The 15,186-nt window shown below is 59.3% G+C and carries 14 protein-coding genes; 9 read left to right on the forward strand and 5 right to left on the reverse strand.

From position 1 onward, the window contains the following. Positions 1-13 precede the first annotated feature (13 nt). A complete protein-coding gene (locus V0R60_RS08855) occupies positions 14-1,012 on the reverse strand; it encodes a D-cysteine desulfhydrase (RefSeq protein ID WP_330079171.1) in 999 nt (332 codons plus the stop codon). 190 nt (positions 1,013-1,202) lie between these two features. Between V0R60_RS08855 and epsC the strand changes: the two genes are divergently transcribed. Continuing rightward, positions 1,203-2,135: a serine O-acetyltransferase EpsC gene (gene epsC / locus V0R60_RS08860; protein WP_136474026.1), complete on the forward strand. Its 933-nt coding sequence runs from the start codon at positions 1,203-1,205 to the stop codon at positions 2,133-2,135. Between the two features lie 212 nt (positions 2,136-2,347). Next, a complete protein-coding gene (gene betT, locus V0R60_RS08865) occupies positions 2,348-4,309 on the forward strand; it encodes a choline transporter BetT (protein WP_168198423.1) in 1,962 nt (653 codons plus the stop codon). 53 nt (positions 4,310-4,362) lie between these two features. Here betT and tauD read toward each other — a convergent pair whose 3' ends face one another. From tauD to tauA, 4 genes are read right to left on the reverse strand one after another with little or no spacing between them, the layout of a single operon-like run. Further along, positions 4,363-5,196, reverse strand: a complete 834-nt coding sequence (tauD, locus tag V0R60_RS08870) for a taurine dioxygenase (protein ID WP_136474028.1) — start codon at positions 5,194-5,196, stop codon at positions 4,363-4,365. A gap of 18 nt (positions 5,197-5,214) precedes the next feature. Next, complete coding sequence (tauC, locus tag V0R60_RS08875; RefSeq protein WP_136474029.1) at positions 5,215-6,054, reverse strand: taurine ABC transporter permease TauC; 840 nt, start codon at positions 6,052-6,054, stop codon at positions 5,215-5,217. Beyond that, the gene (gene tauB / locus V0R60_RS08880; protein ID WP_136474030.1) at positions 6,051-6,845 is read right to left on the reverse strand and encodes a taurine ABC transporter ATP-binding subunit; all 795 of its coding nucleotides are present in this window, start codon (positions 6,843-6,845) and stop codon (positions 6,051-6,053) included. Before tauB ends, tauC begins: the two co-directional genes overlap by 4 nt. Positions 6,846-6,857: 12 nt before the next feature. Next, complete coding sequence (gene tauA / locus V0R60_RS08885; RefSeq protein ID WP_330079172.1) at positions 6,858-7,835, reverse strand: taurine ABC transporter substrate-binding protein; 978 nt, start codon at positions 7,833-7,835, stop codon at positions 6,858-6,860. A gap of 544 nt (positions 7,836-8,379) precedes the next feature. Between tauA and V0R60_RS08890 the strand changes: the two genes are divergently transcribed. The 7 genes from V0R60_RS08890 to ssuB all read left to right on the forward strand — a co-directional run bounded on the left by V0R60_RS08890 (position 8,380) and on the right by ssuB (position 15,180). Continuing rightward, entirely contained in the window at positions 8,380-9,717 is a 1,338-nt protein-coding gene (locus tag V0R60_RS08890; protein ID WP_136474032.1) for an OprD family porin, read from the forward strand. A 159-nt stretch (positions 9,718-9,876) separates the two neighbouring features. Next, the gene (locus V0R60_RS08895; RefSeq protein ID WP_136474033.1) at positions 9,877-10,515 is read left to right on the forward strand and encodes a peroxiredoxin; all 639 of its coding nucleotides are present in this window, start codon (positions 9,877-9,879) and stop codon (positions 10,513-10,515) included. A gap of 191 nt (positions 10,516-10,706) precedes the next feature. Beyond that, the gene (gene ssuE, locus V0R60_RS08900) at positions 10,707-11,300 is read left to right on the forward strand and encodes an NADPH-dependent FMN reductase (RefSeq protein WP_136474034.1); all 594 of its coding nucleotides are present in this window, start codon (positions 10,707-10,709) and stop codon (positions 11,298-11,300) included. A gap of 93 nt (positions 11,301-11,393) precedes the next feature. Beyond that, positions 11,394-12,359, forward strand: coding sequence for a sulfonate ABC transporter substrate-binding protein (locus V0R60_RS08905; RefSeq protein ID WP_330079173.1), 966 nt, complete (start codon positions 11,394-11,396; stop codon positions 12,357-12,359). A 58-nt stretch (positions 12,360-12,417) separates the two neighbouring features. Beyond that, entirely contained in the window at positions 12,418-13,566 is a 1,149-nt protein-coding gene (ssuD, locus tag V0R60_RS08910) for an FMNH2-dependent alkanesulfonate monooxygenase (protein WP_136474036.1), read from the forward strand. Between the two features lie 10 nt (positions 13,567-13,576). Continuing rightward, positions 13,577-14,371 carry an aliphatic sulfonate ABC transporter permease SsuC gene (gene ssuC, locus V0R60_RS08915; RefSeq protein ID WP_136474037.1) on the forward strand — a complete coding sequence of 265 codons (795 nt, stop codon included), beginning with the start codon at positions 13,577-13,579 and terminating at the stop codon, positions 14,369-14,371. Beyond that, entirely contained in the window at positions 14,368-15,180 is an 813-nt protein-coding gene (ssuB, locus tag V0R60_RS08920; protein WP_136474038.1) for an aliphatic sulfonates ABC transporter ATP-binding protein, read from the forward strand. The genes ssuC and ssuB overlap by 4 nt, the downstream gene beginning before the upstream one ends. Positions 15,181-15,186: the final 6 nt, after the last annotated feature.

Genomic DNA, 15,186 nt, shown 5'->3' on the forward strand with positions numbered 1-15,186 from the left:
TTGAATATGCTATTCAGCTATTCCAGACCTCAGGGTAGGCGAATAATGCCGGGGCCCCGCCGGTATGCAGGAAAATCAGTGGGCCGTCGTCGAATCGCTGGCGGGCAATACCGTCGAGCAAGCCCGCCATGGCTTTGCCGGTGTAGACCGGGTCCAGCAACAAACCTTCCTGGCTCGCCAGCAGGCGAATGGCGGCGAGGGTGCCGGCATTCGGTTCGCCATAGCGTGGAGCAAAATACTCATCCCACAGCTCAACTTTGAAGGCTTCAGGCAGGCGCACACCCAGGAGTTCTGCGGTGCGTTCGGCCAGCCCCTGGACCTTGGGCCGCTGCGCCTCGTCACTGCGCGACACGGTGACACCAATCACCGGCAAGTGTGGCAACGCTTCTGCCAACGCCAGGCCTAGCCCGCTGTGGGTGCCGGCGCTGCCGGAGGCAAGCACTACACCTGCGAATGTCTGCCCGCTTTGGTGGATCTGTTCGGCAAGCTCCAGGCCTGCGCGGACATAACCGAGGGCGCCAAGGGCGTTGGAGCCACCAATAGGGACGATGTAGGGTTTGCGGCCACTGGCGTGCAAGCGTACTGACAAAGCTTGCAGTTGTTCGTCGGCGTTATCGAGGTTATCCACAAGCTCGACCTTGGCGTCGAACAGCTCCAGCAACAGGCGGTTGCCGTTGCCCTGATAGTTTGCCGAGTCAGTGCCGATAGGGTTTTCCAGCAATGCGACACATGCCAGGCCCAGGCGTGCAGCCAGCGCTGCGGTTTGACGCACATGGTTGGACTGGATTGCGCCAGCCGTGACCAGGGTGTCGGCGCCTTTGCTCAAGGCATCCGCCGCCAGGTATTCGAGTTTTCGCAGTTTATTGCCACCCAGGGCCAGGGGGGTGCAGTCATCGCGTTTGACGTAAATATCACGGCCCAGCCAGGTCGAGAGGCGGTGCAGCTTTTCCAGCGCGGTTGGCGCGCCAAGCAGGTCCAGACGATTGAAGCGGGAAAGCTGTCCGTCGATCATGGCAATACATCTGCAAGGGAAAAAACGACTATAGGCAGGCCTGTGCCCGCAAGCAACTCCCGGCCTTATGCCAGCTTTATTGCGTTTTGGAATAAAGGGTATTTTTTCTCTCGACGCCAATTGTCGTAGAGTGAGCGTCTATCTGGCGGCCTTTCATTCCATTCTCGCCGCCGCGGCAGGAGATGTAACCGTGAGCGAAAACGCGCAGACAGGGCATTGGCAGTTGCATGGCATCGTTGCCGGCTTGCGTAGCGCCCGAGCCAAATGGCGCAGCGACAATGGTCGCAGCAGTGGTGAACAAGGTGGGCGCGAGCTGCCGTCGCGAGAAGCCATGCGGCACATTCTCGAGCAACTGTGCGGCGCACTGTTTCCCATGCGTCTTGGTCCGGTGGACCTGCGTGAGGAAAGTGAAGATTTCTATGTCGGGCATACCCTCGACTCAGCCTTGACTGCCTTGCTTGCCCAGGCCCGTCTGGAGCTGCGCTATGTCGCCCGCCATGGCAAGTGCAACACCGCTGATGTCGACGCCAAGGCATTGAGCCTGATCCAGGACTTTGCTGCGGCGCTACCGGGCTTGCGCAGCATCCTCGATACCGATGTACTGGCCGCGTTCCATGGGGATCCGGCAGCGCGAAGCGTCGATGAAGTGTTGCTGTGCTATCCAGGCATCCTGGCGGTTATCCATCACCGTCTGGCTCATCACCTGTACCGCTCCGGCTTACCGCTGCTGGCGCGCATCAGTTCGGAACTGGCGCACTCGGCCACCGGCATCGACATTCACCCCGGCGCGCAAATCGGCCAAAGCTTCTTCATCGATCACGGCACGGGTGTGGTGATCGGTGAAACCGCGATCATTGGTGAGCGGGTGCGTATCTACCAGGCGGTAACCCTGGGGGCCAAACGCTTCCCGGCAGACGAGGACGGTCAGTTGCAAAAGGGCCATCCACGCCACCCGATCGTCGAGGACGACGTGGTGATTTATGCCGGTGCAACTATTCTGGGACGAATCACCATTGGCAAGGGCTCGACCATCGGCGGCAACGTCTGGCTGACCCGCAGTGTAGCTGCGGGTAGCAACCTGACTCAGGCCAATCTGCAGCACGATGACGGCACGCAGAAGTAGCCCAGGCAGGGCTTGGATTGCGGCATCGGGTCGCATTAAGGACCCCATCCATGTTTAACTTGAACGCTTGTTCAAGTTAAAACGGTGGTCCGCTGCCGGCGTTCAACAGGAGGAAACCCTTTGCTGAACCCGTTCAATCCAAGCCTTTCCCGTCATTTTGAGGTGCACATTTAATGGGTGCACCGAGTTCTTTACCTAGCGGCAAAATCCGCATGAATCCGCCGGTCTTCTATTTCTCGGCGAGTTTTATCCTCATTTTCGGACTAGTGGTAATCAGTAATCCGCAGGCAGCTGGCGAATGGCTGTTGGCGGCGCAAAACTGGGCGGCCAATACGGTCGGCTGGTATTACATGCTGGCGATGACGCTGTACCTGGTCTTCGTGGTGGTCACCGCCTTATCTGGCTACGGCAAGATCAAGCTCGGTGCCGACCACGACGAACCCGAGTTCAGCTACCTGTCCTGGGCCGGAATGCTGTTCGCTGCGGGCATCAGCATCACTCTTTTCTTTTTCTGCGTATCCGAACCCCTGACTCATATGCTCCAGCCACCCCAGGGGGAAGCTGGAACGGTCGAGGCTGGGCGTCAGGCCATGCAGCTACTGTTTCTGCATTGGGGGCTGCACGGTTGGGGCGTATTCGCTTTCGTCGGCATGGCCCTGGCCTACTTCGCCTATCGCCACAACTTGCCCTTGGCCCTGCGCTCGGCGCTTTATCCGTTGATCGGCAAGCGCATCAATGGCCCTATCGGCTATGCAGTGGATGGTTTCGGCATCATCGCCACGGTTTTCGGCCTTGGCGCGGACATGGGCTTTGGGGTATTGCACCTCAACTCGGGCCTGGACTACCTGTTCGGCATTCCTCATACCCAGTGGGTACAGGTGGCGTTGATCACCCTGATGATGGGCGCGGCGGTGGCTGTTGCCGTGGCCGGGGTCGAGAAGGGTGTGCGGGTGATGTCCGACATCAACATGTTCCTGGCATGCGCGCTGCTGTTGTTCGTGCTGTTCGCCGGGCCTACGCAGCATCTGTTCAATACCTTGATCCAGAACCTGGGCGACTACCTGGGAGCGCTGCCGAGAAAGAGTTTTGATGTGTATGCCTACAACCAGGACAGAGACTGGCTGGGTGGATGGACCGTGTTCTACTGGGCCTGGTGGATTGCCTGGGCGCCTTTTGTGGGCCTGTTCATTGCGCGAATTTCCCGTGGTCGCACCATTCGTGAATTTGTCTTCGGCGTGTTGCTGATCCCATTGGGCTTCACCTTGGCGTGGATGTCGATCTTCGGCAATAGCGCCATCTCGCAGGTGCTCGATCACGGCATGACAGCGCTTGGTCAGTCGGCCATCGACAACCCCTCGATGACCCTGTACCTGCTGCTGGAAACCTATCCGTGGAGCAAGGTGGTGATTGCCGTCACGGTGTTCATCAGCTTTGTGTTCTTCGTTACCTCGGCGGACTCGGGCACTGTGGTGTTGTCGACGTTGTCCGCTCGCGACGGAAACGCCGATGAAGACGGACCGAACTGGTTGCGGGTGTTCTGGGGGGCAATGACGGCCCTGGTGACCATCGGTCTGTTGTTCGCAGGCAGCATCGACTCATTGAAGTCGGCGGTCGTGCTGACCTCGCTGCCGTTTTCGGTGATTCTGCTGGCGATGATGTGGGGGCTGCACAAGGCGTTCTACCTGGAGTCGCAGCGCCAGATTGCGCAGATGCACTCGCTGGCGCCGTTCGCCAATTCTCGTCGGGGCCGTGGTGGCTGGCGTCAGCGCCTGAGCCAGGCGGTACATTTTCCTTCGCGTGACGAGGTCTACCGGTTCATGGACGACGTAGTGCGTCCGGCGATTGGTGAAGTGACCGAAGTGTTTGTCGAGAAGGGGCTGAATGTCATCACCCAGGAAGACCCGAGCCACGACAACGTCAGCCTGAAGATTGGTCATGGGGAAGAGCAGCCGTTCATCTATCAAGTGCAGATGCGTGGCTACTTCACTCCGTCATTCGCGCTGGGCGGCCTTGGCACTCAGGAACTGAAGAACCGTCGTTACTATCGTGCCGAGGTTCATCTGAGCGAAGGCAGCCAGGACTATGATCTGGTTGGCTACAGCAAGGAGCAGATCATCAACGACATCCTCGACCAGTACGAACGGCATATGCAATTCCTGCACATGGTGCGTTAGCAGGCAACCGGTAGGGGCGGGCCAGCCCGCGCCCTCCGGTCTGAGCCGTTGCCTCAGAACGGCGCATCTCCCAGTATCGTTGCTCGATGCATTACCCGTCGTTGCGGACGGTAGTCATCGACGGCGTAATGCTGGGTCACGCGGTTGTCCCAGAAGGCTATGTCGTTCTCCTGCCAGCGCCAGCGGATGGTGAACTCCGGCCGCGTGGCGTGGGCGAACAGCAAGTTGAGTATCGCCTCGCTTTCGGTGTCGCTCAGTTCGTTGATGCGCGTAGTGAATCCATTATTGACGAACAGCGACTTACGCCCGCTCACCGGGTGAGTGCGGATCACCGGGTGTGACAGGGGCGGATTGTCACGCCGGGTCGTTTCCCAGCGTTGCAAGTCTTCAGGCGTGGTGCCAAAACGCTCCAACGGAAAGGACTTGGTGAAGTCGTGGGTTGCGGTCAGACCATCGAGTAATCGTTTGAGCGGCTCCGACAATGCTGCGTAGGCCGCTATGCCACTGGCCCACAAGGTATCGCCGCCATAGGTCGGCAACTGCTTGGCGCTGAGTACCGCCCCCAGCGCCGGGGTTGGCAGGAAGGTAACGTCGGTGTGCCACATGGCGTTGTCGCGGACATCGGTCACGGCGGTGTCGAGCACCAGCACTTGAGGGGTTTCAGGCACATTGGGGTAGATCGGGTGAATGTGCAGATCGCCAAAGCGTGCAGCGAAGGCCGCTTGCTGCTGTGGATTGATCGGCTGCTCACGAAAGAACAGCACCTGATGCTTGAGCAGGGCCTGTTCGACCGCGTCGCGTTGTTCGGTGCTGATTTCGCGGCTGAGGTCGATGCCGCTGATCTGGGCGCCGAGTGCAGAACTCAGCGGGGTAATGGTCAAGCTCATGATTATTCTCGATTGATCTCAATGACTCTGGCCGTGCCAGGGCACCAACTTGCGCTGCAGGGCGCGCAGTCCCATTTCCAGGGCGAAGGCGATCAATGCGATCACCAGAATGCCCAACACCACCACGTCGGTAACCAGAAACTGCGCTGCCGACTGGACCATGAAGCCCAGGCCGCTGGTGGCGGCGATCAGCTCGGCGGCAACCAGCGTCGACCAGCCCACGCCCAAGCCGATGCGGACACCGGTAAGAATGTCGGGCAAGGCGCTGGGGAGGATGACGTGGCGAATCAGTTGCGCTCGTGAGGCCCCCAGCGATTGTGCCGCGCGCAACTTGGTCGGATCGACCGTGCGCACGCCGGTGGCGGTGGCAATGGCGATAGGGGCGAAAATTGCCAGATAAATAAGCAGCACTTTCGACAGCTCGCCGATTCCGCACCAGATCACGATCAGTGGCAAATAGGCCAAGGGAGGAATAGGGCGGTAGAACTCGATCAGCGGGTCGAGAATGCCGCGGGCGATGCGGTTGTGACCGATGGCGATGCCAATCGGAATTGCGGTGACAATCGCTGCGCCCAGGGCCAGGCCGATACGCTGGAGGCTTGCGCCCAGGTGCTGCCACAAGGTGGCGTCCATATAACCTTGGGTCAGCAGCAACCAGGCCTTGGCCAGTACCGCTTGCGGGGACGGCAAGAACAAAGGCTCGATCCACTCGGCAGCGGTCACCGCCCACCACACCAGAAGCAGGGTGGCCAGGGTCAGCGTGCTGATCCAGCGGGTGCTCAGGTTGCGTCGTGCCTTGGCCACCGGCGCTGACTCAGCGCTGCGTTTGGCCGTAACCGGCACTTCCAGGCTGCTCATGCGAACTCCTGCCGCACTGCGGCGCTGCGTTGAGAGAACACCCGGCTCAGTACGTGCTCGCGGGTTTCGATAAAGCGTGGGTCGGACTTGATCGCCCTGGCAGGTTCGCCGGCTGCGTAGCGCCGACCGAAATCCAGGTGCAGGCGTTCGACGATCTGCCCGGGGTTGGGCGCTAGAAGAATCAGGTCAGTGGCAAGAAACACCGCTTCTTCAATGTCGTGGGTAATCAGCAATACTGGCTTGGCCGTGCGCTGCCAGACTTGCAGGAGCAACTCCTGCATCTGCTCACGGGTAAAGGCATCAAGAGCGCCGAAGGGCTCATCCATCAGCAGTACCCGTGGGTCGGCGGCCAATGCCCGGGCCAGGCCAACGCGTTGCTTTTGCCCGCCCGACAATTGCCAGATCCGTCGCTTGCCGAAATCGGCCAGGTCTACCAGGGCAAGCATTTCTCGCGCCTTGCGTTCGCGTTCGGCACGCGGCACGCCGGCCAGTTCCAGGCCAAAGGCGACATTGGCCAGTACATCCTGCCAAGGCAGCAATGCATCGTCCTGGAACACCACGCCGCGCTCGGCGCTGGGCCCTTGCACCGGCACGCCATCAAGGCTGATACGTCCGGCGCTGGGGGCAACGAAACCTGCGATCAGATTGAGCAGCGAGGTTTTACCGCTGCCGGACGGACCGAGGGCGACCAGCAGTTGCTGGGGCCCTAGGCTCAGGGTGATATCGGCCAGCACCGGGTCGGCTGCGCCGGGGTACTGTGCGCTGATGCGCTCCAGCTCAAGCAATGCCATGACGATCTCCGATCAGTTGGCGATGAACTTGGCGCTGACATACGGCGCGTAGTCCGGCAGTACCGCTTCGACTTTGCCTTGCTCCTTGAGGAAAGTGGCAGTGTCGGTGATGGCTTGGGTAGTCGGCGCACCCAGAGCTGCGATCTGGTCGGCCGCCAGCGGAAATACGTTGCCTTGCAGCAAGGCTGGGATATCCGCGGCCTTGGCCCCGGAGAGCTTCACCAACTTGTCGACGTTGCTTTGCTTGGCGAGCCAGGCTTGTGGGTCTTTGCGATAGTCGGCGTAGGCATCCAGAGTGACTTTGGCGAAGGCCTTGACGATTTCAGGGTGTTTGGCAGCAAAGTCTTTGCGCACGATCCAGGCATCGAAGGTCGGCACACCTTTTTCGGCCAGTTCGCCGGAGGTGATCAGCACCTTGCCGTTTTCCTTGGCCACGCCCAGCGCTGGGTCCCAGACGTAGGTGGCATCTATATCGCCGCGTTTCCAGGCGGCGATGATCGCCGGAGGTGCCAGGTTGAGGATCTGCACCTTGGCCGGGTCGATGTTCCACTGTTTGAGCGCGGCCAACAGGCTGTAATGCCCGGTGGAAACAAAAGGCACGGCGATCTTCTTGCCGATCAAATCCTGCGGAGAATTGATGTCGGCGCCATCGCGGGCTACCAGTGCTTCGGCGGCGCCGATCTGGGTCGCAATCAGAAAGGTTTCCACCGGCAGCTTGCGGGTCGCGGCGGCGGCCAGGGGGCTGGAGCCGAGGTAGCCGATCTGCACGCCGCCGGAGGCCACGGCGGTAATCACATCGGCACCGCTATCGAATTTGCGCCAGTCGATGCTGGCCTTACTGGCTTTTTCGTAGTCGCCGTTCACCTGGGCAACTTTCGCCGGATCCACGGTGGTTTGGTAGGCAACGGTAAGGTCGGCCGCCTGGGCGAACCAACTGGTGCCGGCCAGGGTCAGGGCGGCGAACAGGCGCAGCGGAGCATGGAGGGTCATGGAGAACTCCTGGTCAGACGATCAGTTGGGAGAAAGTGGTCGAAAGACTAAATGATCTAAGAAACTAAAAATAAATAACTTTTTAGCATTAGCTTAGGAGCCAATCGCTTTATGCCCATCGACTTGCGCAATGGGCATCGGTCTTCTAAACCTGACGGGGGTCAAGGCTGAGGGAAGCCGAAAATGACAAAGATGGGCCCATTCCCGAGAGAAGAGGCAAGGCGCGATACGTCAGAGCCAAGCGATCTAAAACCTCCCGATTAAATAGCTATCTGGAATTTGCCCCCTGACCAGGGGAGCAGAAGGAAAAATACGCTTTATATTCCGTATTAATCTGAAAAATTAAGAAATAAGTCTTTTTAGATTTATAGAATTGTCTTTATCCTTGCCCCCAAGGTTGGGCGCATTAGACCAAAGTAGTGAAATGAATAGTTACGATTGACTTGACGGTCATCCTTTGGTGCTAATCGCCTATCGACGTCGAGCAGGGCAAAAGATCCTGCCGTAAGCGACACACAAGAATTAGAAATGAGAGGAGCAAAACATGTACAAGTCCACATTGGCACTTGCCGTGGCCGTTGGGGTTCTGGCCCAGCACGCGGGTGCTGCCGGTTTCGTTGAAGACAGCAAGCTTTCGCTGAGTTCGCGGACCATGTATTTCGATGGCGACAACCGTGACGGTGGCAACGACAACCGCGAATCCGGTCAGGGCTTCAAAGTTGACTACATCTCGGGCTTCACTGAGGGAACTGTAGGTTTCGGCGTTGATGCGCAAGCCCTGTGGGGAATCCATTTGGATGGTGGTAAAGGTCATCACCCAAATAGCAGCACATTCTTCCCAAGCGACACCGATGGGTCGGCGGTTAGTCAATGGGCACGCTTTGGTGCCAACGCTAAGGCTCGTTTCTCGAAAACTGAAGCGCATTTCGGTAGCGCCTTGGCTCCTAACCTCCCGATTCTCGTATCGAACGATGGTCGTCTGCTCCCTCAGACATTTGAAGGTGGCACTATCCAGTCGAAGGAAATCGACAACCTGACCCTCAACGCCGGGCAGCTGACTCATGCCATGGGCCGTGCGTCGAGCAACCGTACTGGCCTGTCCGTCTCGGGCGCAACGCAGGACAGCAATAAGTTTCAGTTCGCCGGTGGCGACTGGAAAGTCACTAAAGACCTGACCTTGCAGTACTACTACTCAAACCTGGAAGACTTCTACAAGCAGCACTTCCTAGGCTTGGTTCACGTCTATCCGATCGCCGACGACCAATCGTTCAAGACTGACCTGCGCTACTTCGACAGCAGCAGCGATGGCAAGAACGGGCAGACCGGGTATGCCTTCGACAACAACAAGGGTTATGCGAAGAACGCAGGCGAGGTCGATAACAAGACCTGGAGCGCGATGTTCACCTATACCCTTGGTGGCCATGCCTTCCTGTTGGGACACCAGCAGATTGGTGATGATGGTGGTTTTGTCTGGGCGAACCAAGGTGGCGTGACTAAAGACGGCACTAGTAGCACGCATGGCGAAGGTAACGGCGGCGCCAGCTTCTACCTGTTCACCGACAGTATGATCAACCAGTTCGCCAAAGCGGGTGAGAACACCACCTTTGGTCAGTACTCCTATGACTTCGCACGCCTGGGTGTACCAGGTCTGAAAACTTCGGTTTCTTACCTGCGTGGCGATGACATCAAGAGTGCCAATAATGGCAGCAGCTATCACGAATGGGAGCGCGATGCGCGTATCGACTACGTCCTTCAGGAAGGCACCCTTAAAGGCCTGGGCGTCAGCCTGCGCCATGGTGTTTACCGCGGCGGTGGTTCCGAAGCTAGTGACGACCAAGACCAGACCCGTCTGATCTTCAACTACACTTACAGCTTCATGTAAGCCCAGTTGAAAAAGAGAAGCCTCGCTCCATGCGAGGCTTTTTTTTGTCTGCTCATTGATAGGTTTAAAAGTTATAAATAAATCGATATTTATTCTTTTTGTTTTTATGTCATAGCAGGCACAGTGAGCCCATAACGAACCCAGCCAAGGAGCCGCACCATGAGCCTCAGACTCGGCGATATCGCCCCCGACTTCGAACAGGAATCCAGCGCCGGCAAGATCCGCTTCCACGAGTGGCTGGGTAGCAGCTGGGGTGTGCTGTTTTCGCACCCAGCCGACTTCACTCCGGTCTGCACCACCGAACTGGGCTTCACTGCCAAGCTCAAGGAGCAGTTCGCCGAGCGTGGCGTGAAGGCCATTGCCCTGTCGGTCGACCCGGTGGATTCCCATCACCGCTGGATTGAAGACATCAACGAAACCCAGAACACCACCGTCAACTTCCCGATCCTGGCCGATGCCGATCGCAAAGTGTCTGACCTGTACGACCTGATTCATCCCAATGCCAGCGACACCCTCACGGTGCGCTCCTTGTTCGTGATCGACCCGAACAAGAAGATCCGCCTGACCATTACCTACCCAGCCAGTACCGGGCGTAACTTCCACGAGATCCTGCGGGTGATCGACTCCTTGCAACTGACCGACAACCACAAGGTGGCCACGCCAGCCAACTGGCAGGACGGTGATGAGGTAGTGATCGTGCCCTCACTCAAGGATGAAGACGAAATCAAGCAACGCTTTCCCAAGGGCTACCGAGCGGTCAAGCCGTACCTGCGCCTGACCCCACAGCCCAATCGCTGATCACTCAACCATGCAGGGATTTTGGGCCGTTTCGACGGCCCTTTTTTAGGGTCGAAACTAATAGATCATAAAAGAATAAATAAATGAATAAATATGATTTATTGGTATATGTGTTGAGCTGTTAAGGTCAATCCATTCCAGCGAGAACTCGACCTCGCGGCCTTTCAGAACACGATCAAGGATGCGCTCCAATGCTGGTTGTTTCTCTCGGTGGTAGTCCCAGTCTGCGTTCACGTTCCGGCGTGCTGCTTGAGCGCAGCCGGCAGTGGTTGCAAGGCCAGGGCGTAGAGGTGGTGACATTCCAGGTCCGCGACTTTCCGGCCGAGGACCTGCTGCATGCGCGATTCGATAGCCCCAGGGTGCAGCACTTCCTGGCGTTGGTAGAACAAGCCGACGGCCTGGTGGTCGCGACCCCGGTGTACAAAGCCTCGTTTGCCGGTGCGCTGAAAACCTTGTTGGATCTGCTACCTGAGCGTGCCCTGAACCACAAGGTGGTATTGCCCATCGCAACCGGTGGCAGCATCGCCCACATGCTGGCTGTGGATTACGCCCTCAAGCCGGTGCTGTCTGCGCTCAAGGCGCAGGAAACCCTGCAAGGGATTTTCGCCGACGACAGCCAGATCACCTACGGCGAAGGCAATAACGCAGCGCAATTGGCGCCGGTATTGGAGCAACGCCTGAACGAATCGCTTGAACTGTTTCACAGTGCCCTGGCACGCAGGCCGAAACCGGTCGCACCCGGTGTACTGAATGAGCGTCTGCTCAGTGCTCGCTGGAGCATCTGAGCCGCTGTAACCGCTTTCTCGCAAGTCCCACCTTACTCGCCCGCCAACGGGCAAGCAGGTGCAGCCAAAACCCAACAGCAAAAGGAGAGCGCTATGCGCACTGTCATTTTGCGTCGTGGTCTGGTCGCTCTGTTTGCTGCGGCTGTGTCCTTCGGCGCCATTACTCAAGCTCAGGCAGAAAGCCTGCGCATCGGTTATCAGAAATACGGCACCCTGGTGTTGCTCAAGGCCAAGGGCTCGCTGGAGAAGCGCCTGGCAGCCCAGGGTATCCAGGTTCAATGGACCGAGTTTCCTGGCGGCCCGCAACTACTGGAAGGCCTGAACGTCGGCTCCATCGATTTCGGCGTTACCGGCGAAACCCCTCCGGTGTTTGCCCAGGCTGCCGGGGCTGACTTGCTGTATGTGGCTTACGAGCCGCCGGCTCCACACAGCGAAGCGATTCTGGTGCCCAAGGGCTCGTCGATTCAGGCGGTGAAAGACCTCAAGGGCAAGAAAGTCGCACTGAACAAAGGCTCGAACGTTCACTACCTGCTGGTACGTGCCCTGGAAGATGCCGGCCTCAAGTACACCGATATCCAGCCGGTATTTCTACCGCCTGCCGATGCCCGCGCTGCGTTCGAGCGCGGCAGCGTCGATGCCTGGGTCATCTGGGATCCTTACCAGGCCGCCGCCGAACAGCAGCTGCAGGCGCGCACACTGCGCGATGGTAAAGGCATCGTCGACAACCACCAGTTCTATCTGGCCACCAAGCCCTACGCGCAGCAGCATCCCGAGGTGATCAACGCCCTGGTCGAAGAAGTGCGTGCGGTGGGCGAGTGGTCCAAGGCCAATCCGCAGGAAGTGACCGACCAGGTTGCACCGCTGCTGGGACTGCCAGCCGACATCACTCTGACCTCGGTAAAACGCCAGGGTTATGGCGCTCACTTCCTGACCCCGGATGTGGTCAGCGCCCAGCAGAAAATCGCCGACACCTTCCACACGCTCAAGCTGATCCCCAAGCCGCTGAGCATCAAGGATGTGATCTGGACACCCCCGGCCAAGGTCGCCAGCGCGCCTTGACGATTCGCCCGTGCCGGGAGCTGCTCCCGGCTTGCGTACCCCTTAGGAGACAACTCCAATGAGCCTCAATGTTTTCTGGTTTCTTCCCACTCACGGCGACGGTCACTACCTGGGCACTTCCGAAGGTGCACGTGCAGTCGATCACGGTTACTTGCAACAGATCGCCCAAGCGGCCGACCGCCTGGGCTTTGGTGGGGTGCTGATCCCGACCGGTCGTTCCTGCGAAGATTCCTGGCTGGTAGCCGCCTCGCTGATTCCGGTTACCCAACGTCTGAAATTTCTCGTGGCCCTGCGCCCAGGCATCATTTCGCCGACGGTGGCTGCACGTCAGGCCGCGACGCTGGATAGACTTTCCGGTGGCCGTGCACTGTTCAACCTGGTGACCGGGGGTGACCCGGAAGAGCTTTCCGGTGATGGTTTGTTCCTCAGTCATGAAGAGCGCTACCAGGCGTCGGTAGAGTTCACCCGTATCTGGCGGCGGGTGCTGGAAGGCGAGACGGTCGACTACGACGGTCAGCACATTCAGGTCAAAGGCGCCAAGTTGCTCTACCCGCCGATCCAGCAGCCGCGTCCGCCGCTGTACTTTGGCGGCTCCTCGGAAGCGGCCCAGGACTTGGCTGCCGAGCAGGTCGAGCTTTACCTGACCTGGGGTGAGCCGCCAGCGGCCGTGGCCGAGAAGATCGAGCAGGTTCGCGCCAAGGCCGCCCAGCAAGGTCGCACCGTGCGCTTCGGCATTCGCTTGCATGTGATCGTGCGCGAAACCAACGCCGAAGCCTGGCAGGCCGCCGAGCGTCTTATCTCGCACCTGGACGATGACACCATTGCCCGTGCCCAGGCCTCGCTCTCACGCTTCGACTCGGTGGGGCAGCAACGCATGGCGGCGCTGCATGGCGGCAGCCGTGACAATCTGGAAGTCAGCCCCAACCTGTGGGCTGGAGTAGGCCTGGTACGTGGTGGTGCCGGCACTGCGCTGGTTGGCGATGGGCCGACCGTGGCCGAACGGGTCAAGGAATACGCCGCGTTGGGCATCGACACCTTTATCTTCTCGGGTTATCCACATCTGGAGGAATCCTATCGTGTGGCCGAGTTGCTGTTCCCGCACCTGGACGTGGAGCGTCCCGAGCTGCCGAAAAGTGGCGGCTATGTGAGTCCGTTCGGTGAAATGGTCGCCAACGACATTTTGCCCAAATCCACGGCACAGCGCTGAGGGTCTGGTCATGAGTCGTGTATCCACACCCTGGTCACAGCGTCTGGCGCCTTGGGCGCTGCCGCTGCTGCTGTTGGCGGTCTGGCAGTTGGCAGTCAGCGCCGGTTGGCTGTCTACGCGCATCCTGCCGGCACCGACTGCGGTGTTCAGTGCCGGTGTCGAATTGGTGCGCAGCGGCGAAATCTGGACCCACCTGGCGATCAGTGGCTGGCGCGCCGCGCTGGGCTTTTTGATCGGTGGTGCGATCGGCCTGGTGCTGGGCTTTATCACCGGCTTGTCGAAGTGGGGCGAGCGCTTGCTCGACAGTTCGGTACAGATGATCCGCAACGTGCCGCATCTTGCCCTGATTCCGCTGGTGATCCTGTGGTTCGGCATCGATGAGTCGGCGAAGATTTTCCTGGTCGCCCTGGGCACGCTGTTCCCGATTTATCTCAATACCTACCACGGCATTCGCAATGTCGACCCGGCATTGGTGGAGATGGCTCGCAGCTATGGTTTGTCCGGCTTCGAGTTGTTTCGCCAGGTCATCCTGCCCGGTGCCTTGCCTTCGATTCTGGTCGGCGTGCGCTTCGCATTGGGTTTTATGTGGCTGACGCTGATCGTCGCTGAAACCATTTCTGCCAATGCCGGCATCGGCTACCTGGCAATGAATGCCCGTGAGTTTCTGCAGACCGATGTGGTGGTGCTGGCGATTGTTCTGTATGCCGTGCTCGGCAAACTTGCTGACCTGGCTGCACGCGGCCTTGAGCGGGTATGGCTGCGCTGGCATCCGGCTTATCAACCCACTCGGGGAGAGGGCGCATGACCATCCTCAAGGAAGCACCGGCACGACTGCTGCGCGGTATACCGTTGGCGGCGAACAACCTGCAGAAAACCTTTGGCCAGCGCCAGGTGCTGCGTGACATCGATCTGCATATCCCGGCCGGCCAGTTCGTGGCCATTGTCGGCCGTAGCGGGTGTGGCAAAAGCACCTTGCTGCGTTTGCTCGCCGGGCTCGATCAACCCAGCGGTGGTGAGCTTCTGGCAGGCTCAGCACCGTTGAGCGAGGCGCGCGAGGATACCCGGCTGATGTTCCAGGAAGCGCGCCTGCTGCCCTGGAAGAAAGTTATCGACAACGTTGGCCTGGGCTTGTCGGGCAGCTGGCGCGCCCAGGCGCTGCACGCTCTGGAGGCGGTGGGCCTTGGCGAGCGCGCCAACGAGTGGCCAGCAGCACTTTCAGGCGGGCAGAAGCAGCGTGTGGCCCTGGCGCGCGCATTGATCCACCAGCCGCGTTTGTTGTTACTCGATGAGCCGTTGGGCGCACTGGATGCTCTGACTCGGATCGAGATGCAGCAACTGATTGAACGGCTCTGGCGCGAGCACGGCTTCACCGTATTGCTGGTGACCCATGACGTCAGCGAAGCAGTTGCCGTGGCAGACCGGGTGATTCTTATCGAGGACGGCGAAGTGGGGCTGGACCTGACCGTCGATCTACCGCGCCCTCGTGTGCGGGGCTCGCATCGATTGGCGGCGCTGGAAACCGAAGTTCTCAACCGCGTTCTCTCGGTGCCTGCTGCACCACCGGAACCGGAACCCGTAGCACCTTTGCCAACGCAACTGCGTTGGGCTCATTGACCTGAA

Origin of the sequence: Pseudomonas auratipiscis, assembly GCF_036324085.1 — a bacterium.
Taxonomy (GTDB): Bacteria; Pseudomonadota; Gammaproteobacteria; order Pseudomonadales; family Pseudomonadaceae; genus Aquipseudomonas; species Aquipseudomonas auratipiscis.

Bases quoted from the DNA above. Each gene is read 5' to 3' on its own strand.
- V0R60_RS08855 (WP_330079171.1), bottom strand. From the start codon at position 1,012: ATGATCGACGGACAGCTTTCCCGCTTCAATCGTCTGGACCTGCTTGGC.
- betT (WP_168198423.1), top strand. From the start codon at position 2,348: ATGAATCCGCCGGTCTTCTATTTCTCGGCGAGTTTTATCCTCATTTTC.
- tauD (WP_136474028.1), bottom strand. From the start codon at position 5,196: ATGAGCTTGACCATTACCCCGCTGAGTTCTGCACTCGGCGCCCAGATC.
- tauC (WP_136474029.1), bottom strand. From the start codon at position 6,054: ATGAGCAGCCTGGAAGTGCCGGTTACGGCCAAACGCAGCGCTGAGTCA.
- tauB (WP_136474030.1), bottom strand. From the start codon at position 6,845: ATGGCATTGCTTGAGCTGGAGCGCATCAGCGCACAGTACCCCGGCGCA.
- tauA (WP_330079172.1), bottom strand. From the start codon at position 7,835: ATGACCCTCCATGCTCCGCTGCGCCTGTTCGCCGCCCTGACCCTGGCC.
- V0R60_RS08890 (WP_136474032.1), top strand. From the start codon at position 8,380: ATGTACAAGTCCACATTGGCACTTGCCGTGGCCGTTGGGGTTCTGGCC.
- V0R60_RS08895 (WP_136474033.1), top strand. From the start codon at position 9,877: ATGAGCCTCAGACTCGGCGATATCGCCCCCGACTTCGAACAGGAATCC.
- ssuE (WP_136474034.1), top strand. From the start codon at position 10,707: ATGCTGGTTGTTTCTCTCGGTGGTAGTCCCAGTCTGCGTTCACGTTCC.
- V0R60_RS08905 (WP_330079173.1), top strand. From the start codon at position 11,394: ATGCGCACTGTCATTTTGCGTCGTGGTCTGGTCGCTCTGTTTGCTGCG.
- ssuD (WP_136474036.1), top strand. From the start codon at position 12,418: ATGAGCCTCAATGTTTTCTGGTTTCTTCCCACTCACGGCGACGGTCAC.
- ssuC (WP_136474037.1), top strand. From the start codon at position 13,577: ATGAGTCGTGTATCCACACCCTGGTCACAGCGTCTGGCGCCTTGGGCG.
- ssuB (WP_136474038.1), top strand. From the start codon at position 14,368: ATGACCATCCTCAAGGAAGCACCGGCACGACTGCTGCGCGGTATACCG.